General features: G+C 47.2%; 21 protein-coding genes. 16 read left to right on the forward strand and 5 right to left on the reverse strand.

Annotated elements, in window-relative coordinates; genetic code table 11:
• The first annotated feature begins 6 nt into the window (after positions 1-6).
• Positions 7-213 (forward strand): heavy-metal-associated domain-containing protein, encoded by a 207-nt coding sequence (locus tag HMPREF1536_RS19540; protein ID WP_028729465.1) that lies wholly within the window; start codon positions 7-9, stop codon positions 211-213.
• A gap of 7 nt (positions 214-220) precedes the next feature.
• Entirely contained in the window at positions 221-880 is a 660-nt protein-coding gene (trhA, locus tag HMPREF1536_RS19545; protein ID WP_028729464.1) for a PAQR family membrane homeostasis protein TrhA, read from the forward strand.
• 43 nt (positions 881-923) lie between these two features.
• Here the strand turns inward: trhA and HMPREF1536_RS19550 are convergent, their stop codons facing one another.
• The 4 genes from HMPREF1536_RS19550 to HMPREF1536_RS19565 form a co-directional block, all read right to left on the reverse strand.
• Complete coding sequence (locus HMPREF1536_RS19550; protein WP_028729463.1) at positions 924-2,243, reverse strand: TldD/PmbA family protein; 1,320 nt, start codon at positions 2,241-2,243, stop codon at positions 924-926.
• Position 2,244: 1 nt separating this feature from the next.
• Complete coding sequence (locus tag HMPREF1536_RS19555) at positions 2,245-3,777, reverse strand: TldD/PmbA family protein (RefSeq protein WP_028729462.1); 1,533 nt, start codon at positions 3,775-3,777, stop codon at positions 2,245-2,247.
• 6 nt (positions 3,778-3,783) lie between these two features.
• Positions 3,784-5,025, reverse strand: coding sequence for an anaerobic sulfatase-maturation protein (locus HMPREF1536_RS19560; RefSeq protein ID WP_028729461.1), 1,242 nt, complete (start codon positions 5,023-5,025; stop codon positions 3,784-3,786).
• Between the two features lie 95 nt (positions 5,026-5,120).
• Positions 5,121-6,134, reverse strand: a complete 1,014-nt coding sequence (locus tag HMPREF1536_RS19565; protein ID WP_044193175.1) for an N-acetylmuramoyl-L-alanine amidase family protein — start codon at positions 6,132-6,134, stop codon at positions 5,121-5,123.
• 359 nt (positions 6,135-6,493) lie between these two features.
• Between HMPREF1536_RS19565 and HMPREF1536_RS19570 the strand changes: the two genes are divergently transcribed.
• Positions 6,494-6,715 carry a hypothetical protein gene (locus tag HMPREF1536_RS19570; protein ID WP_028729459.1) on the forward strand — a complete coding sequence of 74 codons (222 nt, stop codon included), beginning with the start codon at positions 6,494-6,496 and terminating at the stop codon, positions 6,713-6,715.
• Positions 6,716-6,806: 91 nt separating this feature from the next.
• Here the strand turns inward: HMPREF1536_RS19570 and HMPREF1536_RS19575 are convergent, their stop codons facing one another.
• A complete protein-coding gene (locus HMPREF1536_RS19575) occupies positions 6,807-7,940 on the reverse strand; it encodes an AAA family ATPase (RefSeq protein ID WP_044193173.1) in 1,134 nt (377 codons plus the stop codon).
• A gap of 178 nt (positions 7,941-8,118) precedes the next feature.
• On the opposite strand from HMPREF1536_RS19575, the gene HMPREF1536_RS19580 reads away from it, so the two are divergent.
• From HMPREF1536_RS19580 to HMPREF1536_RS19640, 13 genes are all read left to right on the forward strand, one after another.
• Positions 8,119-9,033, forward strand: a complete 915-nt coding sequence (locus HMPREF1536_RS19580) for a tyrosine-type recombinase/integrase (RefSeq protein ID WP_028729457.1) — start codon at positions 8,119-8,121, stop codon at positions 9,031-9,033.
• A gap of 490 nt (positions 9,034-9,523) precedes the next feature.
• A complete protein-coding gene (locus tag HMPREF1536_RS19585; RefSeq protein ID WP_233426420.1) occupies positions 9,524-10,789 on the forward strand; it encodes a DUF3575 domain-containing protein in 1,266 nt (421 codons plus the stop codon).
• A 13-nt stretch (positions 10,790-10,802) separates the two neighbouring features.
• On the forward strand, positions 10,803-11,696 hold the full coding sequence (locus tag HMPREF1536_RS19590) for a DUF5119 domain-containing protein (protein ID WP_028729456.1): 894 nt from the start codon (positions 10,803-10,805) through the stop codon (positions 11,694-11,696).
• A 23-nt stretch (positions 11,697-11,719) separates the two neighbouring features.
• Positions 11,720-12,676 carry a fimbrillin family protein gene (locus tag HMPREF1536_RS19595; protein ID WP_081693402.1) on the forward strand — a complete coding sequence of 319 codons (957 nt, stop codon included), beginning with the start codon at positions 11,720-11,722 and terminating at the stop codon, positions 12,674-12,676.
• Positions 12,677-12,683: 7 nt separating this feature from the next.
• Positions 12,684-13,634, forward strand: coding sequence for a fimbrillin family protein (locus HMPREF1536_RS19600; protein WP_028729454.1), 951 nt, complete (start codon positions 12,684-12,686; stop codon positions 13,632-13,634).
• Positions 13,635-13,715: 81 nt separating this feature from the next.
• Positions 13,716-14,732 (forward strand): fimbrillin family protein, encoded by a 1,017-nt coding sequence (locus HMPREF1536_RS19605; protein WP_028729453.1) that lies wholly within the window; start codon positions 13,716-13,718, stop codon positions 14,730-14,732.
• Positions 14,733-15,015: 283 nt separating this feature from the next.
• Positions 15,016-16,011 carry a fimbrillin family protein gene (locus HMPREF1536_RS19610; RefSeq protein ID WP_028729452.1) on the forward strand — a complete coding sequence of 332 codons (996 nt, stop codon included), beginning with the start codon at positions 15,016-15,018 and terminating at the stop codon, positions 16,009-16,011.
• Between the two features lie 192 nt (positions 16,012-16,203).
• A complete protein-coding gene (locus HMPREF1536_RS19615) occupies positions 16,204-17,409 on the forward strand; it encodes an ATP-binding protein (RefSeq protein ID WP_028729451.1) in 1,206 nt (401 codons plus the stop codon).
• 141 nt (positions 17,410-17,550) lie between these two features.
• Positions 17,551-18,579, forward strand: a complete 1,029-nt coding sequence (locus HMPREF1536_RS19620) for a BF2992 family fimbrillin-A clan protein (RefSeq protein ID WP_028729450.1) — start codon at positions 17,551-17,553, stop codon at positions 18,577-18,579.
• A gap of 4 nt (positions 18,580-18,583) precedes the next feature.
• Positions 18,584-19,705 (forward strand): fimbrillin family protein, encoded by a 1,122-nt coding sequence (locus HMPREF1536_RS19625; protein WP_028729449.1) that lies wholly within the window; start codon positions 18,584-18,586, stop codon positions 19,703-19,705.
• 20 nt (positions 19,706-19,725) lie between these two features.
• Complete coding sequence (locus HMPREF1536_RS19630) at positions 19,726-20,811, forward strand: fimbrillin family protein (protein WP_028729448.1); 1,086 nt, start codon at positions 19,726-19,728, stop codon at positions 20,809-20,811.
• Between the two features lie 16 nt (positions 20,812-20,827).
• Complete coding sequence (locus tag HMPREF1536_RS19635; protein WP_081693400.1) at positions 20,828-21,922, forward strand: fimbrillin family protein; 1,095 nt, start codon at positions 20,828-20,830, stop codon at positions 21,920-21,922.
• A 25-nt stretch (positions 21,923-21,947) separates the two neighbouring features.
• Positions 21,948-24,026, forward strand: coding sequence for a DUF4906 domain-containing protein (locus HMPREF1536_RS19640; protein WP_028729446.1), 2,079 nt, complete (start codon positions 21,948-21,950; stop codon positions 24,024-24,026).
• Position 24,027: the final 1 nt, after the last annotated feature.

Here is a 24,027-nt window from a genome sequence, read left to right on the forward strand (position 1 = left end):
AAAGTTATGGCAACAATGAAATTTAAAACAAATGCAAAATGCGGTGGCTGTGTAGCCGCTATCGGTGCTAAACTGAATAAGTTGGTAAAAGAAGATCAATGGTATATCGATCTGAAATCACCCGAAAAGGTATTGGAAGTAACTGCTGATATTCCTGCCGGTACGGTTGTTGCTGCAGTAACGGAAGCCGGCTTCAAGGCCGAGCAACTGTAAACCGGGAATGGTCAGGGCCAGACAAAGACAAACCTATGGCGAGGAAATCGCTAATGTGCTGACTCACGGGGCAGGCATGACGTTCGGGATAGTCGCTATCATCGTATTATTGGTAGCCTCTGTCCGGAGTGGAAATCCCTGGTCTGTGGGTAGTTCACTTGTTTATGCGCTTAGCATGACCTCTTCCTATGTCACATCGACCTTTTACCATGCATCTGCCAATGCACGGCAGAAAAGGCTGCTTCGGCGTCTCGATCACAGTGCTATTTATTTGCATATAGCAGGAACATATACGCCCTTTACATTGGTGGCGCTTCGGCAGGAAGGATATTGGGGATGGTCATTGTTTGCTATTGTTTGGATTGCAGCGGTAATAGGTATTGCGCTTAGTTTCCGGAAGATGAGAAAGACCGATCATTTAAAAACGGTCTGTTACCTGGCAATGGGGTGGGTGGTTATTATCGCTTTTAAACCTTTGCTGGACGTTTGCCGGCGAACCGACTCGATGGATGTATTAAACTGGCTGATCGCCGGAGGTGTTTTTTACACGGTAGGCTGTATCTTTTATGCTTTGGATAAATATAAGTATATGCATCCAATCTGGCATTTCTTCGTCCTGGGCGGCAGCATCTGCCATTTCATTTCGGTCTATCTGTTAGTAAAATGAAAAGCCGTTTCAAATAAAACTGAAACGGCTTTTTATTTATTACTTACAATCCACTAAAATCAACCCCATCGAACAGTAATGAAGGAATACGCCAGCTGGAGAACAGGCGGGGATCGTTCCCGGTTTCTACCAGGTTGCTCCATAAGGAGATCATATTACCTGTTACGTTCATTTCCGAAATAGGCTGTGTCAGTTTACCTTTTTCAATCAGGAAGCCCTCTACGCCATAAGAGAAATCTCCTGTCGTACTGTTACAGTTACCTCCGTTGAAACCGGTGATCAGAATACCTTTATCGACTGAAGCGACCAAAGCGTCAGTATCTTTGTTCCCCATCTGCATCGTCAGGATGGAAGGAGAGGCGATAGTCGGTTTTACTTCCATTTTATTCGCGGAATAGGTATCGATATAATACGTTTTCAATACACCGTTCTCAAATACCGGCAATCGGCGGGTGGCAACACCTTCTCCGTCGAAATAACGGGCACCGGAGGCTTTAGGCATGTGCGGTTCGTCTATCAGCGTCAGTTTGTCGCCCAGCACTTTCTGATCCAGTTTATCCAATAGGAAAGAGTTCTTTTGCTGGATGGAAGAACCATATAAAGCATCGAGCACCGGAGATAACAGGCGGCCGGAGTTCATATTATCTACAACCATCTGGTATTTGCCGGAAGCGACTTTCTTTTGTCCCAGTTTGCGGAATACACGTTCGAGAGCCTGCTTTCCTAATCCCGTCTTGATCATTGTATCATAATACAATGCAGAGTCGTACCAGTACGATTCAGGACGGGCATCCCCTTCGCCGCGAATGCTTACGCTGGCTACCAGGCTGAAAGAAGAACCACAGGCTTCCCCTTCGAAACCGTTACTGGCTACCATATATTTAAAATCTTTCTCGTCGCTGTAGGAAGAGTTGGCGGAAATGATACGATCGTCTTTTCCCATCATCTCGTCACAGGTATTCATGGCAAGTGCCACTTTATCATCCGGGAGGATCGAGTCGAATGTAGGATCGATCAGCTGCAGGTCGGCACCACCCCCTTTATAATAAAGCGATGCATCAGGTAATGTGCGGGCTTTGTCTTCGGCCAGGTAACGAGTCGAGTCTATTCCGTTGCGGATAAACTTTTCCAGTTCTTTTTTGTCCAGGCGATTGGTAGAAAAGGAGCCGTAGCGGCCATCTACAAACAGGTGAATGACCATGCTGTTTTCAGATGCCTGCTGCAGACGGTCTATTTTCATATCCCGTATTTCAAACGAACTACTGGAACCATTGTACAGACTTACGCGTGAGGCCTGGCAACCGTTTTTCAGAGCGAACTCCAGGGCCCATTGAGCCAGTTTTTTATTTTCGTTAGTTATCATATCAATTTTCTCCTCCTACTGTAAGTTTACTAACCAGAGCGGATGGCATACCGCAAGTTACCGGACAAGACTGGCCGTCTTTACCGCATGTCCATGTCCCGTTATCCATTTTATAATTATTTCCGACCATCGTTATATCGGCCAGCGCTTTCGGGCCGTTACCGATGATGTTGATATCCTTGATTGGTTGCGTCAGTTTGCCGTTTTCGATCAGGTAACCGTCTTTTACGAAGAATGTAAAGTCGCCGGCACCGATCTGCACCTGTCCGTTGGTAAAGCTGGAAGCATAGATACCCTTCTTTACCGTCGAGATCATATCTTCTTCCGTTACGTTGCCGGCCTCCATATAAGTGGCACGCATACGGGGGATAGGCATCTGGCGGAACGACTCGCGGCGGCCGTTACCCGTTGAAGGGATGCCATAATGCTTGGCGCTGATGCGGTCGTGCAGGTAGCTTGTCAGGACACCCTCTTTCACGATATATGTTTTCTGTCCTTCCACCCCTTCGTCGTCGATGTTGACTGAACCACGGTTGAACGGGATCGTTCCGTCGTCTACAACGTTGATATGCTCGTTACATACCTTCTTATTCAACTGGTCGGAAAAGATAGACGTATTTTTGCGGTTGAAGTCCGCTTCAAACGCATGTCCGATTGCTTCGTGCAACAGGATACCCGATCCTCCGGCACCCATCACGACGGGCATTTCACCCCCTTTAGGTTTCACGGCCTGGAACAGGATAGAGGTTTTCTCTACCGCTTCCTTCGCCACTTCGGCGATGATTTCGTCGGTCAGGAACTCGGCTCCCATACGGAATGCACGGGCAGCATAGGAATTCTCTATCTTACCGTTATCTTCCATAATACAAACGGCTCCCAATGTGACCATCGGGCGATAATCGTAATACATTTGCCCTTCCGAGTTACAGAAAAGAATATGCGAAGTCGTATCGCCCAGGGAGGCCATCACTTTATGTACACGTTTGTCGAGTGCAAAAATCTGGTCGTTCAGCTTTTGCAGATAAGGCGTTTTCTCCTTAACAGCAATTTCGTCCCACGGGGTCTGCACGCCGTAAAAGTTGTTGACGATCAGTTCTTCAGTTAGTTTGGCCGGGCCTTTTCCGGCGGCTCCGTTGGCGATACGTGCAGCCGTACGTGCGGCTTTCAGCATCTCGTCCAACGAAATATTTTCTACATAGGCATAGCCTGTCTGATCTCCGGCCAGGACACGTACGCCCATTCCGAAGTCTATATTTGAAGAGGCGCGGTTCACCGCACCATCCTGCAATCCTATGTTGTTACGGTATGAATGTTCAAAGAAGAGGTCGGCATAATCTCCCCCTTTTTCCAGTGCGGCAGTCAGCACCTTTTGCATGTCACTCTCACTCAAACCAAAATGGTTTAACGCAAATGAGATACCGGCAGCTTTGTCTTCAGGACTTCCGGCACAACCTCCTAAAAAAGAGGGAACCGCTATCGAACCAAGCATAACCATACCTCCTGTTTTAATAAAATCACGTCTGTTGTATTTCATGTTGTTTTATAAAGTCTCTTTGTTTTCTTTAGCCCATTGCATCACGTTTGCGGGCGGACGCTGAGCCAATAGTTCTTTTTTCATAAAATCCATATAAGGAGCTACATGTTTAAAAAACTTCTTGTATCCTTTGCATAAATAGTTTAATCCCGGTTCGCCGCTGGCCGTATGCAGGAAGCGGTTTTTAGGACATTCGCCGTTGCAGGCAAAAAGGAACTCGCACTCTTTGCATTGCGTGGGGAGTTTATCATATTTGTCGGCGCCAAACTTCAGTTGGTTCTGACTATACATCATTTCCGTTAATGTCTGCGTATAGATATTACCCAGTTTATATTCGGGGAATACGAAATGGTCGCACGCATAAAGGTCACCGTTGAACTCCATAACACCGGCATGGCCGCAAGTACGTGCCAGCGTACAGATACCCGGCTGTTCGCCTACCCAGTTGGCTAATGTGGCATCGAATAGCTGGATATAATAGTTCCCTACATCTTCTTTCAACCATTCGTCGAAAATAGCACACAGAAAATCTCCCCATTTCCCGGAGTCGACGGAGAAGGGAGCCAGTTTGATGTTGGCATCCTGCTGTTCCGGCGAGGTAAGCTTCGTACCGTCCGTATGTGTGCCCAGCCGTTCCACAATAGGGGCGAACTGGATGAAATGGCAATCCATCTCTTTGAAGAAGTTGTAAAACTCCAACGGATAATCGACATTATAGTCGTTCACTACAGCCATTGCGTTGTATTCCACCTGGTGCTTCTTCAGCAGGTCGATCCCTTTCATCACTTTGAAGAAGGAGGGAAGACCCTGGCGGTTGCGGCGGTATTCGTCGTGAAACTCCTGCGGGCCGTCTATCGAGACGCCGACAAGGAAATTATTTTCTTTGAAGAAACGGCACCATTCGTCTGTAAGCAGGGTTCCGTTTGTCTGGATGCAATTATCGATCTGCCGTCCGCGGCCATACTTTTTCTGAAGTTCGAGCGCTTTTTTGTAAAAGCTGATCGGGCGCATCAGGGTTTCGCCACCATGCCAGGTAAAAAGCACTTGGGGCATTGTCTGGCATTCCAGATAATCTTTGATGAATTTTTCCAATAGTTGCTCACTCATGATATGATTCTTCACTTCCGGATACAGCTTCCCTTTTTCCAGGTAATAACAATATTCGCAAGCCAGGTTACATACCGAGCCTACAGGTTTCAACATCACATAAACGGGTTTCGCAAAAGGAGATATGTAAGTATTATTCATGATGATTTAAAACGATTCAACAATTAATCACAAAGATACAATTTCTTTATCGAAAAACAGCCATTCCCTGTGCTGATTCTTCATTTTCAAGAGGCTTATTTCAGTTTTTTCCTGTACCGTTTGTAATCTGTCACAAAACCTTCGCACAACCAGTTGGCCAACGCCTGGCGATTGTCGCTGAGAATAAAGCGTTTTTGGTCGAAGCTGTTTTGTATGTTGCCCAATTCCACAAAAACGGAAGGGGGAGTCGTTTTTCTTAAAACATACAATCCGCGTTGTCCTACTGTCCCTGTGAACCCGCGGCCCGGCTGATGCCTGTTGTATTTATGTTCGAAAGTAGACTTCATTGTTTTGGCCAGATGTTTACTCTCCGAGTTTTTATCCTGGTAATAGAAGAATACATCCGTTTGATGGCTTTTACTGCGACTGTCTATATGCATGAAGATAGCACGCTTATAGATCTCTTTGTCCTTCTTGAACAGGGAGTTGATCTTTTCGCTCCGTTGTTCCAGGCGTCGCACTTGGTTGAACGGGATCGGGTCGCCCATGCAGGTTTCGCGTTTGCTGTTTGTCAGAAAACGGTCGTTGCGGATACCGTCCCGCGCGTCCTGGATGATGATATGTACTTTAGCACCCCGCATAAGCAGGTTGCGTGCCAGGCGCAACATCACATCGTAGGCATATTCGTCTTCGTGAAGCTCCACATTTCCCATTTTCCCGATGGCTCCGGGATCGGGGCCGCCATGTCCGCTGACCAGATAAAAGCAGCAGCCTTTCAATTCGGAAGAAGTAACCTGATATTGTGCTAATTCCTTGCCGAATAAGGGTTCGTAGTTCGGTTTCTTCGCCGCTGCTGCTGCCGCACCTTTTAAGGGTGGCAATTGGTATTTAACCCCCATTTTCAGCGAATTCCCACTGCCGAGTTTCGTCTTGTTCAACTTGACAAATTCGTCGTGATACTCTTTTCCCACACGGTTATGACGTTTCAGAAAAAGGGTAATACCTTCTCCTTTTTTAGGGAATGATTTCTCCTGGGCCGACAAAGAACCGTTGAATATGATAGTAGCAACTAATGAAAGTAGTATGACTGTTAATCTTTTTGCGAACATGTTTAAGTAGGATATATGCCGTAAAGATAGATAAATTGGTGTAAAGTTAAAAAGAATCGGTTCGACATTTTGTCAAAATGTCAATCGATCTCTTTCTCTTTGCTTTATTTCCATACGCTCATTGGTATATAATTATTTATGGAAGTCTCCCGGAGTTGAGAAATGACAGAAAAGAAGGAAGGCGGGAAAAACGGTAACAGTATGGATGGGGCTTGTGGATAGCCCGGCAGATCGTTTTCCGTGCTGTTGCCGGAATGTAGAAAACAGGTACATTTTGTCAGTTCGATATGGAACCTTTTTTGATGCATTCCAGAGGATAATGTATGAAAAAACGGACTCCTTCTGGTATAAAATAGCAGGTGGTTGAATTTACCTCCCAGCTGATCCCAACTGCCTGCCGGGTGAATCGTAATTACCTGCCGGGTAGTTCGAACTATCTGCCGGCTGGTCGGAATTATCTGCCGGGTAACTGCCGGCAAGACCGTGGTAATAGCAGAAAAGTAAGGGTTCAGGCGGTCGAAAGGGTCGAATTTATACCGGATGCCCGCTTTTTTGAAAAGAGAGTGTTACAGATTGAATGAAAACAGGATCAATATGGTCCCTCCATTTGATAAATTTGAAACAATATGACAGACCTCGTAGCGGCTCTGTAGGAGTGTCTTTCAACGATAATTAATAAGGCTGTTGGCGTAACCAGATAGCAAAGAAGCGATCGTAAACGATATAACCGGCTTCTGTCCGGTAGACCATTTCCATTTTTGTAAGTGTACGAAGAGCGGAATTCACACTGCTGGCGGCTTTCAGTTTGTATTTGGAAATGAAAGAACCGGCATTGATCTCCGGTACGATCCGTTCCTTTGCTATCGCTTTGATTAAACGTATAGCACCGGAAGTATAAGCTGCCAGTAAATTTTGATAACCATATTCATTTTCTGCGACGATTTCGCGTATAGCACGACTCACCATTTCCTGATCGGGGTTTACGGAATATCCATACAGACGGTTTAATATGGCTTGGAGATACCATGTATGCCCTTCGAACTCATTGTAAATGCTGGAAAAAGTATCTTCACTTATAAGAAGGTTTTGTCTGGCAAACCAAGTCGCGGCGAAATCGTAATAAGCCTTTCTGTCGATACATCCGATGGTTATTGTCTGTGTACTTTGATAAAAAGGACGTTTGGTCGACAAAAACATTTCCTGCATAACATGCTGTTTACTGCCGGCAAAAATAAAACGGACATTAGGCAAAAACTGGATGTAGGAACGCAACAGGGCTTCCACCCCTTTTTCCGGATATTCCGTGATTTGCTGGAATTCGTCAATGGCGATATAGCAACGTTTTTCCGACGATTGCAGGTAGTTGAATATCTCTTTTAAAGTAGCTTCTTCTTTATCAGTGGCAATATCTATACTGACTTCCGGCATACCTGATAGCTCATCCAGTGTAAAAACAGGGCGGCAACTTTTAATGAACCGGTTGATCCGTGATATCGCTTTTTGAGGTATGGAGTCGAGACTGCCTAATACGGTACTGGCGAATACCTGTACAAATTCATTCAGGTTTTGTGTCGAATAAATATCGAGATAAAGAGTGATAATGTCGGGCTGTTGTTCGTGTAATTTATAGAAAACATGCTTGATCAATCCTGTTTTACCCATACGCCGGGGAGCAACAAGCGTCAGGTTGCGTTCGTTGTATAGAGCATTGATTATTTGCCCGGTTTCCTGTTGTCTGTCACAGAAATAATCAGGGCCGTAATATCCTGCTATCAGGAAAGGATTGTTCGGTTGAATTGTCGACATATCTCTATTGCGTAAATTACGTAACGCAAATTACGTAATAAAGATCGAAGTGTGCAAATATTCCCGGAGGAAGTTATCTGTGGTTCACTGGGATCGTGTAGGTTTATCGGTGGAGATTACTAACCTTTATCTACTGGTAAATGTTATAACTTTGTCATTTCTTAAAATAGGAAAGGTTATGAAAAACAAAGATTTTTACAAGTTGATGCGTTTGCAGGAACAGGAGAAACGCTCTGCAGGCGATGAAAGTACGGCCGACCTTTACCGGGCGGTTCGCAATCATTTTATATGCTTTACCGATAAGCGGGAGCTTTCGCTGAAGGAGGTGACTCCGCAAATGGTACAAGCCTTTGTGGAGTGGCTGCGCGAAAAAGGGCTGCGGGTGAATAGCGTAAACAGCTATCTGAGCAACCTGCGTGCCATGTATAACCGTGCATGCCAGGGATGGAAAAATCGTCCGCTCGATTCGCCTTTTGCCGGACTGCGGTTGCGACGGGAAGAGACACGGAAGCGGGCCATACCCGCCGGAGTGATCAGGCAGATCGCTCAGTTGGATTTGGGGGAGGAGCCTGATAAACAACAAGCAGCCGATCTGGCTCTTTTCTCCTTTATGGCTTGCGGAATGCCTTTTGTGGATCTGGCACATCTGACACGGGAGAACCTGAGTGAAAATGGAAAGGTGTTATCTTATCACCGGCAGAAAACCGGAACGCTGATCCGGATGGAGGTGAGCCAGGGAATGCAATGCCTGATAGATCGGTACAGCCGGCCGGATGCAACGTATCTTTTTCCAATCTTACCGGAGGGGGCTACGCACGAACAATATAAGTATTGCCTGGCCCGGCAAAACCAATATCTGGAAGAGATCCGTTTACTTTTGGAATGGGACGGGACCCTGACTACCTACGTGTTCCGTCATACCTGGGCGTCGGAGGCTTATCATAATCATATGGAGATCGGCCTTATCAGTCAAATGTTGGGACACACTACGGAAAAGATGACGCGCAATTATCTCTCGGACTTCGAGCTCGATAAACTGGCAGAAGCAAATAAGCAAGTTATTGGAAAAATAGAGTCGCTGATAAGAGGATGAATATTACCCTTATTTATATAATAAGGTAGACGCGGTGCTTTTTAATTTATATTCAGCCGTTTATAACCTGTATAAATTGTCTATAAACTGAAAAGACTCTACAAAGATAGAAATAGAAAATAAGAAAACCAAGGCCCGCCGACCAGTGACTTAAAAAAAACATACTGGCTTCATATAAATTCACACTATATCCTGTTATTCCTGTTTAACATATGAAAAATGGAATGCGCAGAGAAATAGCGCGTTATGACTGCTATTGCTTTAAAATCCGTTAAGAAATAAAGGTTATAAATATACCTTATACTTTCTCAAAAAAGACCTCAAATAATATCAATCCTACCGTCACTTCGTGTAAAAACAGCTGTTTTTACTTCTTCCCGAAGCTGCTTTTTTGTATAGTTTCCCTTATTATATAAATAAGGGTAGCGTATTTAGGGTAAACTTGAATATCAAAATCGATAAAGGAGGATATTATAATATGACGCTGTTAATGGGAAAGAGATATCTGTATTTAAAAATAATGGGAAAAACGGCATTACTGATTGTATTCTTTAATCTGCTTTGTGTACCGGATCTGATTGGACAAAATTATATCCGGACAAGCTCATTCCTGTATTCTTTTCCGGAAGGTTCCGACCTGTTGGAAGAAGACTGCGGGGATAACAAGGCTGTGTTGTTACAGATGGAGGAGGAGCTGACGGCTGCCCGTTCAAAAATCGAAACCGGTAACTACCATTTGCTGATCGTCTCACATGTCAGCGCATTCAATTATTCCAATCGACGGATTATCAATAAGGCTTCCTGTCAGGCAAGTTATCTACGCGCGTACATAATATCAAGATTATCTATCCCGGAGGAATGTATAGCCTTTTATATCGATCGCAGTGGCGATTACCGGGATAAAGTGCATGTCTACCTGGTTCGTTCCGCGCTACCGGTCTATGCCAATAAGATAATCAGCTTTAGCGAGGATGAATCGCCGGAAGCCATGCAAAAGGCAGTAGCCCGCTATGGGGGAGTACCTTATATGAACCTGTACCGTAAAGGGGAAGCGGGTGGTTACCGGCGTGAGGTATATGCAATCAACGATCCGTTGTTCGACCGTTCGGAAGTGGACGATTATCGGTTGGCTATCCCTGTGCCACAGCGGAAAGAACCGGCAGCTCCGGCGGTAGCCAAAGCAAACCCGGTCAAAGCAGCTCCCATACCCGAGCAACCCAAAGAACCCGAGCCGTCTGTAAATATAAAACCTGTGCGTGAATTGCCGTCGATTCCCCGTTTCGGAGTCTCCACCAACCTGCTGTATTGGGCGGCACTGACTCCCAATCTGACGCTCGACGGCTATTTCGGCCATGCTTTTTCCTTCCATATAGAAGGGCTTTATGCCGACTGGCAGACCAAAGGATCCCACCCGAAGACGTGGAGCGTCTGGCAGGTCAGTCCCGAACTGCGTTACTGGTTCTGGGGAAGAGACTACCGGTTTACCGGCCATTATATGGGAATATACGGACACTTGGGAGATTTCGATTTTATGTTCAACAACGCGCATGGCTTTGTCGGCTCTTACGAGGGCGGCGGCCTTTCGTACGGCTATGTTTTTCCGTTAAACCGTGCCTTGTATGTGCGTGCCGGCTTTGTCCGTGCGAAATATGATTCCTACTATTATGAGGCTCCGGATTACTACCGGGATACACCTCACAAGAAATATTATATAGGCCCTACAGGGGCACATGTTTCATTGATATACCGGTTTTAGGGAAGGAGAAGATATGGGGATAAAACAGATAGGACATACCGGAATGGCTGTTTGCCTGCTTGCAGGATGCTTGCTGTCGTGCAGGAAAGAGTTCACCTGCCCGCAGCAAAGCCGGGTGGAGTTCACGTTCGACTGGCAGCAGCTTCCTTCGGCGGCGGAGAAAGGTGAGGGGATGTCCCTTCGGTTCTATGCTTCCGACGGACAGGTGTACGATATGGAGTCGGACACCGGTAGTTTCCGTGGCAGCCTTCCGGTAGGCAGCTATCAGGTCTTGCTGCGTAACCGCCCGACGCCGGGTATTCTTTTCCGGGATGACGGCCGGTTTGAAACAGCCGAGGCCTACCTGCCGGTAGTCAGCCGTGCCTCGGGCCTGGTAGGGCAACCCGACTGGTTCTTTTCTGCCGCCCTGGCCGATTGCGAGATCGTGGAGAGAAAGGCGACCGAGCTGACAGTGGTGCCGAAACCGATGGTTCACCGGATCACATTCCGTGTGAAGATCACCGACGAGCGTCCGGTGGAGTCAGTCAGCGGCCAGTTGCAGGAGGTGGTAACGGCGTTGAACCTGAGTACGGGAAAACCGGTGCCGCAGTCTTCGGGTGAAACGGATATCCCTATCGCCCGCGAAAAGGAGACTTTCAGCGGTTCGGTACTGGTCTTTAATATCGTGAAAAAAGAGGAGACGAACCCGGATGAACCGGATAAGAACCTGAAACTGAATGTGCTCTATACCAACGGAACGAACCGGGAGATCTGGCTGGATATATCCGACGAACTGAGCGACCTGGGAGACGAAGGAGGTAGCGACGCGGAAGTAGACGTGGACATCACCCCCGAACGCGTGGGCTTTGAAGTCCGTATCATCGAATGGGTAAGCGGGGCAGGGCCCGATATATCGGTAGGTAAGTAACAAAGAGAGATAACAGGAAAGATATGAAAACAACAGCATTAATGGTATTGACGGGAGTGATCGCTTTGAGCGGCTGCTCCAAAGACAGCTTTTCAGACAAGCCGCTGAAAGCGGGTGAGATCAGTTTCGAATCGGGTATCCTGACTAAAGGCGGCCCGGTGACAGGCACGCAGTTCGCTAGCGGTGCGGAAGTAGGTGTGTACACCCTTGAGAACCCTGGCGGAACACCGACTTGGACGGATGCAACCGAAGGGAGTACAAACAACCTGCTGATGAACAACATCGCATGCACGGCCAACGGAAGCGGTGGCCTGACTTACGGGCCTGCAAAGTTATACAAAGACGGAGCGAAATACAGCTTCTTTGCTTATTATCCGTATACAAGTACTATAACGGCTCCTTCGGCCGGACAGTCTCCGAAACTGGCGTGTACCTTCAATACCACTCCTTCGGAGCAGGTCGATTATATGTATGCCACACCGTTGGAGAACCAGACTCCGACAGACAATGCCAAACTACTGAAGTTCAACCACGCGCTGACACAGATTACGGTAAAGGTGGTGAATGGAACGGAGAAGGCTATAACCCTTAATTCATTGAAGGTAAAAGCCCCGTCCGGTGCAACGCTGAATATCAGCAACGGTGTGTGGAGTTCTCCGGGTGGTGAGGCTACTTACAACCTGTATGGTCCGACCACCACTCAATCCATAGCCGTAAGCAGTTCTTTCCTTATACCGGGACAACTGATGTTATTGCCTGTTGCCAATGGCGGTACGGCTTATACATTCGATATGAATGTAACGGAAGAAGGAGAAGCGCCGACAGAAAAGAAGGATGAGACCCTGACCTTACCGTCAGGAGGGATGAAAGCCGGTTATTCGTATGAATATACTATTACATACGGTTCCTTTTCCATCCAATTGTCAACCAGTGTGGTGGAATGGCAGCATGTTTCCGGCCCGGGTATCACTGTAAAATAACCGTGAGATGAAGCGTCTACTGATATATATGGCCTGTGTTTGGGTACTTTCCGGTTGTTCACCGGAGGGCACTCCGCTGCTGCCGTCCTCGAATGCGATCCGTTTTATCTCGGGCATATCGGTGGAGGTAACGAAGTCGGGCGGCCCCGTATCGGGAACGACGCTTCCGGCGGGTGGCCGTATCGGTCTGTATGCTGTTTCGGAACAGACAGGAGAAGGAGAAAGCGATAAACAGGTGGTAATGAATAACCTTCCGGGTACGATCGGTGCTGAAGGTGCGATCGATTATGATCCGGTGAAGTATTACGAAACAGGCAGGAAGTACGCTTTCTATGCCTGCTACCCGTATACATCTGCCCCGAACTATACGGATGCAGCGCAAATGCCCTCTATATCAGTTTCTCTGGCTACCCATGCCGATGCGCAGGAAGATTATATGTGGGCTGCATTGCCGGAGGTCATAGCTGCTCCCGGTGGAACGGCAGCTCAAAAGTTCACTTTCTGTCATGCCCTTTGTCGGATACGTATCCGTGTTTGGAACGGCAGCACGGGAGAAGTCCTTTTGAACGGAATAAGCCTGACGGCTCCGGGTAGCGGAACGCTTTCGCTGTCTGATGGCAATTGGACGGAAACGAATGAAGCAGGGAGCAATATTTTTACCTCTTTCACGCTTTTCCATCCGGCCGAACCGGTAGAGCTTCAGAAGGATGCCTTTTACGAAGTCCCGGCTTCGCTGCTTCAACTCCCGATCGGAGAAGAAGCAATGAAGCAACAGACATTTTGCCTGCTGATTGCCGGAGAGACATACGACATACATCCGTCGACCCCGGCAGGAGGCTGGCAGCCCGGTCGTTCTTACCTCTATACGGTCTGGTACGCCACCGATGGCATCAGCTTCAAAGGAACGGTGGAGGACTGGAACACGGTGTCGGGTGGTGATATAGAGCCAGAAGAGTAACCTTTCCCCTCTCGAGAGGGGGCAGGGGGTGTGTAACAATACAATAGAAATAACAAGTATTAATATTAAAAGTACAACGAAATGAAAAATCTAATTTTACTAACAGCAGTCGCCCTGGCGGCCACTGCTTGTTCCGATCACGACGAGCTGAAAGTCCCGTCTGATGCGAATGCAATCACCTTCGGTACCACCGTTCAGGTGGAAACCAAAGCGGTAGTGAGTGGAACGAACATTCCCAGTAATGAGAAGATCGGGATCTATGCGCTTACGCATGCATCAACCCCGGCATGGGCGACGGAGAATGAAATGGACAACATCGAAGCCACCTCGAATGGCTCGGGAGGACTGGATTATTCTCCGTTAAAGACTTATACGGGGAATAATATCTACAATTTCTATGCTTATTATCCTTATACGGCAGTTGGTTCTGCTGATACTGATGGTATAAAAGCCGCCGCAGAAGGTGTTTCTCCCAAACTACAGGTGACCTTGGCCAAAACGCCGGATGCCCAGGCCGATTATATGTATGCCGAGCCGATCGAGAACTATCAGCGTACGGTAGCCGAATCCGGCAAGACGCAGAAACTGGTATTCAAACATGCCCTGACACAGGTACGTTTCAAGTTTAAGAATACGGAAGAATCCAATAAGGTAAGTATCGTCAGCCTCCAGGTAAAAGACAAGGATAAAGGGACGATGAATATTGCCAACGGAACATGGAGTAGTTTAAGTGAAACATCTGATAATGGAAGCACTTTCACTCTTTACCAACCGACAGTAAGTCAGGAAGTCGTAGCCGCATCCACATTCGATATCCCAAAGCAGCTGATGTTATTCCCAAAGACAGGGCAAGAAATGGCTGACAATACAACTGGAGGTTTGGAATTTGTCTTGAAACTGAAAGATAACACCAATACGAATAAAGACGTCACAATCGCCCCGAAAGTTCCGGTCAGTGGCCTTGAAGCGGGGAAATCATATCTATATACTTTATTATATAGTGAACAAGCCAAAGACTTCATCACCCTATCCACCGAAGTTGTCGATTGGGAAGATGCAGTAGGTGGCGATCTGCCGGTGACACCACCGTCAGAATAATGAGGTGATAATAGAAAAACTGAGCTATCTGATTAGTGACTGATGGTAACCAGCTCCCCTCTTGAGAGGGGGTAGGGGGTGTGTAAATGCCAGTAAATAAAACCGGCAAAAACATAGGGATGGCTTAAATATATTTATGTGTTATTAATTAAGGCCCGTTTATAGGCGGGATTATAACACACCCCCTTCCCCCTCTCGAGAGGGGAGCCAGATACAACCGGTCGCTATTATCAAAGACTCATATCTGGCAATATCTGAAACAAACAACATTAAAACAACGAACATGAAAACAACCTATTTAATATTATCCATCCCTTTCCTGCTCTTATCGGCAGCCGGGTGCACTTCGGATGAATTGCAGGACAAACCGATAACTAACGAGAAAGGGGAATATGCCATTAATTTTAACGGCAATATGGATTTGACACTGACGAAGGCTACTACAACAGAAGTTGCGACAGGTGTAAAGGCAACGATTTCCGCGTATACACAAAGTGCTGATGTTACCTCTGCGCAAGCCATTGTTTCAAAAGGCTATACGGTAGGATCTACAGCAGGCACTTTTGTTGGAGATGCTGATTTCGTCATGTACCTTCCCAAAGGCGATTATGACTTTTATGCTATATCCTGTAATTCAACTGCTACTGTTCCGACATTTACTTCCGGTGTATCGGAAGTTCTATCAAATGGCGTGGATTATATCTATGCAAAACCCACTCCGGCAACTACTGTTCCGGCAACAACGAATGTTACTTTGGCTTTTCAACGTAAAGCCGTCCTGATCGAGATAAAAGTAAAAGGATCTGATACCGATGGTCTGGAGTTAACCGAATGGCAAAGTACCAATCCGGCAACCATTACACCACCTGTAACAACCGGTTGTACAATGGCATTGGCAACCGGAATAATACCCCCTGCAGGCTCTATTGATACAGAACAAAGTGGTGAAGTATATAAAGCAGCAATGACAACTGGAGAAGTATCTGGTAAGGAAACCACAGCTACTTATACAATGCTTCCTGTTGTAGCCAGTCAAACATTGAAAGTTAAGTTCAAAGTAAAGGTTAAGATCGGCGGTCGGACTGCTGAAGATAAAACCTACACCGCTGATCTGACAGCTCCGAATAACAGTGATAATGGTAATGCAACCGCTTTCCTATCCGGCAAGAAGTACACCTATAATGCGATTTTGAAAGCAAACAAGATCACTTTTACCGGAGCAACAGTTGCAGATTGGGGAACGGTTGCCGGTTCCGATCCAACTGTTACCGAGCCATAGGGGGTAGTCAGCTCTGATCTGACTGCAACCGGGTTAGTATAACAAACAACGTTCTTTGACATATTGAGGGTTTAACCGGAAAAGGGTATCATACCCCTTTCCATTACTAGTGAAAGAAAGTTTCCATTATGAATGGAAGATATCTTTCATTTGTAATGGAAACTATTTATCTTTGTGGTAAAATCAGTGTGTATGATACAGTTGGAATACTTACAAGAGATCATGGGGCAACAGATACAATCTATTGCTTCAAAAGAAAAAGGGCTGCTCAGGGATGAACTGGCCGGATTGCCGGAAGTGCAAACGTTTGCTGTTATTGTGTCGGGTATCCGTCGTTGCGGGAAGAGCACGCTCTTGTTTCAGTTGCTTGGCGAGAAATATCGGGATGCTCTGTATCTCAATTTTGATGATCCCCGTTTGTATGGTTTCGATATCAGCGACTTTATAAAACTGGATATTCTTATAAAGGACTCAGGTACGCGTGTGTTGATGTTTGATGAGATACAGATTATCGATGGATGGGAAAGGTATGTAAGACAGAAACTCGACGAGAATTATCAAGTATTTATCACCGGATCGAATGCATCGTTATTGAGTAGGGAACTGGGTACTTCATTAACCGGGCGACATATCACGAAGGAACTGTTTCCTTTTTCATATAATGAATATTGTCGTTTTCGTGGAGAGGAGAGAACAGTCACTTCGCTGGCTTCTTACCTAAAGGAAGGAGGTTTTCCGGAGTATTTGAAAACAGGTCTGGATGAGATATTGACTTCTTTGTTGGACGATATCCTGGTGCGCGATATAGCGGTTAGATACGGTATAAAAGATGTTCGTACATTACAGCGGCTAACGCTCTACCTGATCAATAATATAGGAAACCGGGTGACAGGCAATAAACTGAAACAATCGTTCGGTATATCATCAGCAACTACGATTCTGGACTATTTTGCTTATCTCGAACAGAGCTATTTGCTGACATTTGTCCCGATGTTCGACTATTCGATAAAGAAGCAGAACATCAATCCAAAGAAAGTATATGCTGTCGATACGGGATTAGTGGAGGTTAGCATGCCTAAGTTCAAAAAAGAGGATGGACATAAACTGGAAAATCTGGTTTTTCTGTCACTCCGGCGTATGACGAAAGAGGTTTATTACTTTATGGGTAAAGGCGAATGTGATTTCGTTGTGCAGGAAAAGGGGAGTATTACAAAGGCCATACAGGTCTGTTACGAACTAAATACGGAAAATCTGGACAGAGAACTATCCGGATTGTTAGAAGCTATGAAAGCCTTTGGTCTTGAACACGGGACAATCGTAACGCTAAATCAGCGTGACCATTTTGAACAGGATGGCCTGCTGGTAGATGTTGTTCCATCCCACGAGTTTATAGAATAGGATACTGACGTAAGTAAGTCCGTTTCCACGGTTAAACCCTCAATGTCGAATAATTACGATATTGAGGGTTTTTCGTATCCGTAGGTTACGAAATCCCCCATGATATAAATAAGTTAGTAAAGTTTATTTAATAAATAAAATATGTCTCATTTCTACCCATATATCCTATCCTGCTACCTGCTGCTGACCGGCTGTGTCATCGACATTGCACTACCGGGGGAGGGTGACGATCCTGCGCCGGCACCTGTGCCTGACGGGGAAAAGGTGGCTGTGTCTTTCAGTAGTACGATCGACCTGGAAACAAAAAGCAGCAGTACGAAAGCGAATGCTCCGGTGCTGGCCGACGGGGTGCAGGTAACCGTTCATGCATATAGCCAAAATGCGGTGACTACTCCTACAGCCGCAGCGGTGGTCAGTCGCAATTATGTGGCATCGGGTGGAAATGGTAGCCTGACAGTCACCGGCAGTGAAGGTATTATGTACCTGGCTGCCGGGAGCTATACTTTTTATGCCTTGTCGGTCAATGCGGAAACTGCACCGCCTGCCCTGGCTGCCGGTTCAGTGTCGCAGACTGGGCAATTGGCTAATAACACCGACTATATCTATTGTGCCGTTAACACGGCTATCATCTCACGGCCGGGAGAAACGCAAAGCGTCTCCCTGGCTTTCCATCGTCTGGCTACCCGTCTCTCGATACAGATCGTGAGCGAGAGTGCAGGCGATGATAAGGTGACGGCGGCTACGGCTCCGAAAGTTACTTTTGCTGCCACTAATCCGGCGGGTTTGAAGATCATGCTGGGGGCTACCCCTCAGATTGAGGGTGGGACACCCGTTACCGATCAGAGTAGTTATACCCAAATTGAAAGCACCGGAGATATGACTGCTGCCGCTGGCTGTACGGCAAGCTATATCATGCTGCCGATGCAAGGGAAAAAGACCATCCCCGTCACCATCACGTTCCCCAGCATCACCTTCAACGGGCTGGTGCAGACGAGTAAAGTCTACACATTGAATCTCACGACGCCGGACGAGGGTTTCACCTCCGGCAACCAATATAATTATAAGGTAAATATCACCGGCAACGATATTGCTTTTCAGGGAGTCTCGGTTACGACCTGGACGGAAAAAACCGGTTCTCTCCCTAATGATGATGTAACAGAAGATTGGTAAACGTATGAAAGCAATCGAAATGAAATATATAGCAATGATCTGCCTCTTGTCGCTGACCGGTTGTACGGCCGACAAGATATTCAACGACCCCGACCTCTCCGGCGTTTTGCCCGAGATCCATTTCCTGACCTCTGTCGGCACGCGGGCATCCGATACGGAGAATCTGACGGACGGAGCAAAGGTACGTATCTATCCCTACCTGCAAAAGAAGGGTATAACAGCTCCGGCAGTCACCCAAAAAGATTATGCGGTCAGCGCCACAGTCCTTACGCCTTCGGGTACAGGTGATGCCGCTAAAGCGATGATCCTGCCTTCGGGAACCTTCCGTTTCTATGCCGTATCGACTAATAGTACGACTGAGGATGTTCCCGTATTCGATGTAACAGCGACAAACGGAACGCCGGTACTCGGAAATGGGGCGGGACAGGGTGGAACGACAACCGCCGCTTTAAAAAACGGTGTGGATTATCTGCATGTAACGGCTGAAAAGACAATCCAATTCGGGACAACGAGTACTGATATCCCGCTACAGTTCGCCCACAAGGGAACCCAGGTGCAGCTTACGATTATCTTCGGCGGAAATGTGGGGGCAGCGGATGCAAATGCCGCTGAAACGTTTGAATTAGCAAAGGTCTATGTGCAGCAAACCGATCCGGCCGACTCCTATATGCGTCTGAACACGGGTGATATCCGTTTCGGCAATACAACGGCGGGGCCTCCGTTGGCATGCAATACGAGTAGTGTCGGGGGTAAGGAAACGTTAACGGATAATACGAACATGGCAGAGATGAATGTCGTAAAACTGGATAACTATGTCAACGGTACTACAACGCCGGCCACCCAGGTTGCCACCTATAATATGCTGCCTCTGAAAGGAGCGGACGGGACTGGCACGCAGAAGCTGTGGGTACAGGTAACGGTAAAGGATATCAAGATAGGGGAAACGGTTCATGCCACCCATACCTATACCGGCAAACTGGATGCCAGTGCCGGATGGAAGCCCGGTGAAAGCAACCGGTATACCCTGACTTTGTCGGGAAGTGAGATCACATTCAGCGGCGTCACAGTAGAATCGTGGGTGGCCGGCGGTTCCGGCGGCGAAGTTGGCGACGTATCGGATAACTAGACTTGAACGGAGATATGCGCATGAAACAGAAACAATGGATCATCGGGACGTTTGTACTGGTTAGCCTGGCGGCCTGTACACACGATAAATGGGAGAATGTTCCGGAAGGGGATGTCGAACTGGATTTTACGGCTTCGGCAGAAACGCCTGTCACCCGTACCGTGGGCGGGACTACCGCACTCACCAATGGAGCCTATGTTGCGGTATATGTCGGAAAAGGAGGGAGAAAGCCATCCGCAGATACCGCTCCCGATTATACTAATGCTTATACGGTACAGGTCAATGCGTCGGGAATAGCCGACGAATTGATCCCCACCGGGGGCGTTATGAAAGTGGAAAGTGCTGACGGCTATCGTTTCTATGCCTTGTCGACCAACAGTGCCAGCCAGGTCGTGCCGGGACTGGCCAACGGATGTCATGCCGTTGACCTGCATAACGGGGTGGATTACTTGATGGCGGTGAATGATAATAAGGGTGGAGGTTTTAACATTGGCGCGGGGGCAGACCCGATCGCTCTGGCATTTCGCCATCTGGCAACACAAGTGATACTGACGGTAAAACCGGCAGCGACAAACGGATATACGGCTGCTTCCGGCCTGACAGTCGGCATTGCCGATATCGACAATACCGGCTGTTATATCGATCTTTCGGCTGCATGGGCAACATCGGCAACTACACCGTCGCCTATGATCTACTGGCCTGCACAGCCTACTACCGACGGAACCGATCCAACCCCGGTAACCGGAGGCGTAGCGTTGGAACAGCCGGACGGACAACGGAAAGAGGCTACACGAAACGGAACGACTTTTACCGTCTCCTTTATCCTTCTTCCGGTTTCCACCTCTGCGCGGGGAATCCCCTTGCAGCTTGACTTTTCCGGGTTAAGTTTCGAAAACGGTGGAACAAATGCCTTTCCATCAAAAAGCTATACAGCGCGGATGATGGCAACGGGAGATGCTTCCGAACTGGTCTTGAAAGGAGGATATACCTATACTTTTGAAGCAACGATAACGCGCAACTCCGCTTCGTTCTCCCTGCCCAAAATAGAACCCTGGGTGATAGACGGGGTGAATCTGGATGAAGTGGTGGAGGTAGACCCGCAATAGAAATGGAACAGACTGTATGAGACAAATAAATATAGACAAGAAAATGAAAACCGGATATATCGCCTTGTTGGTACTGCTGCTGGCAGGTTGTAGTAACCCGACGGATCTACCGGAAGAGGAAAACCGTTATCCGGTCAGCTTCAACCTGCCGGAAATTGCAGCGATGACACGTGCCTCTACCGGAGAACTGACGGAGCTTACAGCAGGCACAACATTTACGGTAGCAGCCTACAACCCCAATACGAATGCGTTCGTAGCACAAAGTCATTATAAAGTGAATGGTGCCGGTACGGGTCTGGAGCTCGATGCGTCGTCGGATATGTTTTTGTCGGCCGGTACGTATGACTTCTGTGCAATCGTCCCCGGACAGGCATTGTCTGGCGACGGGCGTACGGGAAAGATCGGGCCTGAAGTGGATGCCCTGGGCTCGACTACCCGCGCACAGATGCGCTCGGAAGCGACTGTCATTACGCTTCAACACCTGCAACATCTGGCTTCGCAGGTCAGTTTCACTGCGCGGGTGGTCAAAGAGGAAAGTCCGATCTCCACATTTGAAATCCGTCAGATTGAAATAGATAATATGGTGACGTATACGGATAACATGGGAAATGTCGTGACGGATAATTACCGTTTGCCGGAGAATGAACTGATCATACCCGCTCCGGAACAAACCGACAGGTTTACTTCTATCTATATTATAAATACTGTGGACGATCCGACATTTGATTATCAGGAGAAAGCCCCGACCGGTAAAACCGGTAAACATTATAATATCCAGAAGAAACCTTTGATTGTTTATCCGAGGGCAACCAGCTCGTTCAAAGCTACGATAACGATCAATATGCAGGAAACAGGACAGGCAACTGCCGAAGAAAAAACGGTCTATGCCAAAATCAACCGACTCGCATTCGAGCCGGGCAAACGGTATCTGTTCGAGGTGAATTACGGATGGGATTTCGTGAACTTCAAGGTAACGGTTTCACCCTGGACTTCGATCAGCAACGATCACGGTCAGGTCGGTGGCGGTGAGCAGGAGGTGGGTACCACGTTCACGGTGGATGAATGGGGAAATCTGAATGAAGTGTTGGGGGGAGATATGGGAGGTGCCTGATGTCGGATGAAAAACAGATAGGAAAATGAATAAAATACTTTATACAGGAATAATATTGGCTTTGCTTTTCTCCGTTGGCTGTTCACAGGAAGAAGTGGGAACCGGCAGGGAGGAAGGAGCCGTTGTTCAAAACTTTCGCCTGTGCCCGGAACCGGTACAGATCGTGGTAAGTTCAGATAAAGAGGGCGAAAGCCGGTTGTCGACCCGTGCAGAAGTCGAAAATGACGCCCGGATTAATAACCTGACGGTGCTCCAATTCGATTGGGATCAGGGAACTGATGGTGGTGACGGAAGTACTGCCCCGTGTGTCACTTCCCGTTATCTGCGTGCACCGGAACCGAAGGAGGGTACGGAGGATGTGTATTCTATTGGTTTGCGAGCCAAGGATAAGCAAACCCAATACCTGATCTTTATAGCCAATGCCGGTTCGGTCTTTCAACAATATGAGGGGAAAACGCTGGCGGATTTCAGGAAGGAGACTGTTTCACTGAATCAGAAAACGACCAGTAGCGATAATGTGCTGATGATTGGGGCTGTGCGTGTGCCGGTTACTGCGACAGAGAACCCGGAACCGCATAGCCTGACCTTGAAGCGGCTGGTTGCCCGTATCCGTTTTAGCTGGCAGGCAAAGCCTACAGTGACGAATACGACGTTTACCCCTTCTGTCCTTCAATTGAAAAATGTACCTAAGACGTTGGTCTATATCGATGGTGTAGAACCTGCATCGTCAGATTACCCGGAGAAAACGGAGGAAAATTTCAGGGATTATACTTCCATTGTAGACCGTATTGAGGATGGGTTTACCTGGTACATTCCGCTGAACCGCCGTTCCAAAAAAGGTAATGTTAAAAGTATATGGGAGAAAAACGGCGAAAATGCGCCGGATGATTTCTGTACTTATATCGAGCTGGCAGGTGTTTACCGTACGCCCAATATGCCTGACCAGTTGGCTACTTACCGTTTTTATGTAGGGGGCAACCTGGCGGACGATTATAATGTGTATCAGAATTATAATTATGAGGTGAAAGCGGAGATAACCGGTGTGAATACGTTCGACAAACGGGTGACGAGCAGGAATTTCAGCTATTATAAAACGGCTAACTCTTTCCTGATAGCTCCGGAAAAAGGAGAGCTGCTATCGTTCAGCCCTTACGATGCCCCGGGAACGGATGTGAATGGTACAGATATCGTTTACAAAGAACAATTGATTGAAGGCCGTTACAGCAAGGTGGACGCTGTTAAGCTGATCTGGCAGACTTCCGACAATCTGATCACGGTTTCACATGGTCAGGGAATGATCTCCGTAAAACCGAATGAAGCGGGAACATCCGGTAATGCCCTGATCGGCGCTTACGACGAAGCGGGGGATATGCTTTGGAGCTGGCATATATGGGTGACGCCTTATGCCGGTATCGTGAATGATAATGAAACGAATGTGTTGGTCGGGACTCTGCATACTTATAATAATCAGGTGTGGATGGATCGTAATCTGGGAGCTTTAAATACGTTGACACCTGCCGTCCCGGAACTGATGTACCAATGGGGCAGGAAAGATCCGTTTTTGAAAGATCAGATGTATACGGCTGACGGGAGTTCTTTTTCCTTCTCCACAAATGCAATACCTGTTGATCCGTTTCTTTCATCGGTAAAAGCCCCAACCACATTTTATACACGGAGTAATGCCGGTTCCTGGTATGGGGATGCCGGACAAATAGAAGGATTATGGCAGGATAATATAAAAACTGTTTTCGATCCTTGCCCTTATGGTTGGAGGGTTCCTCAAAATGGGAGTTGGAATGGCTTTAAGCAGAATGTAAATTTTTTTACCTGGTATTTTGATCGATATTCTGAATATACAGGAGCTGGACAAAAAGTAATTTATCGGTTAGGGGGGAAAATTCAATATGGTGATGGAAGTTTACAACCGCTAAGAACATATGGCTATTTGTGGTCTTCTACTCGCGCGGAAGGAACTGATAATGCTTATAGTCTGTATCATGAAAGTAAACCGGCTTCAGGTAATTTGTCCAATGGGGTGGTCGACCCCAATCGTTTACAAAGCCAGGCTTTTGGTTTTTCGGTACGATGTGTAAAAATAAAATAAA

Source organism: Parabacteroides gordonii MS-1 = DSM 23371 (assembly GCF_000969825.1).
Classification (GTDB): Bacteria; Bacteroidota; Bacteroidia; order Bacteroidales; family Tannerellaceae; genus Parabacteroides; species Parabacteroides gordonii.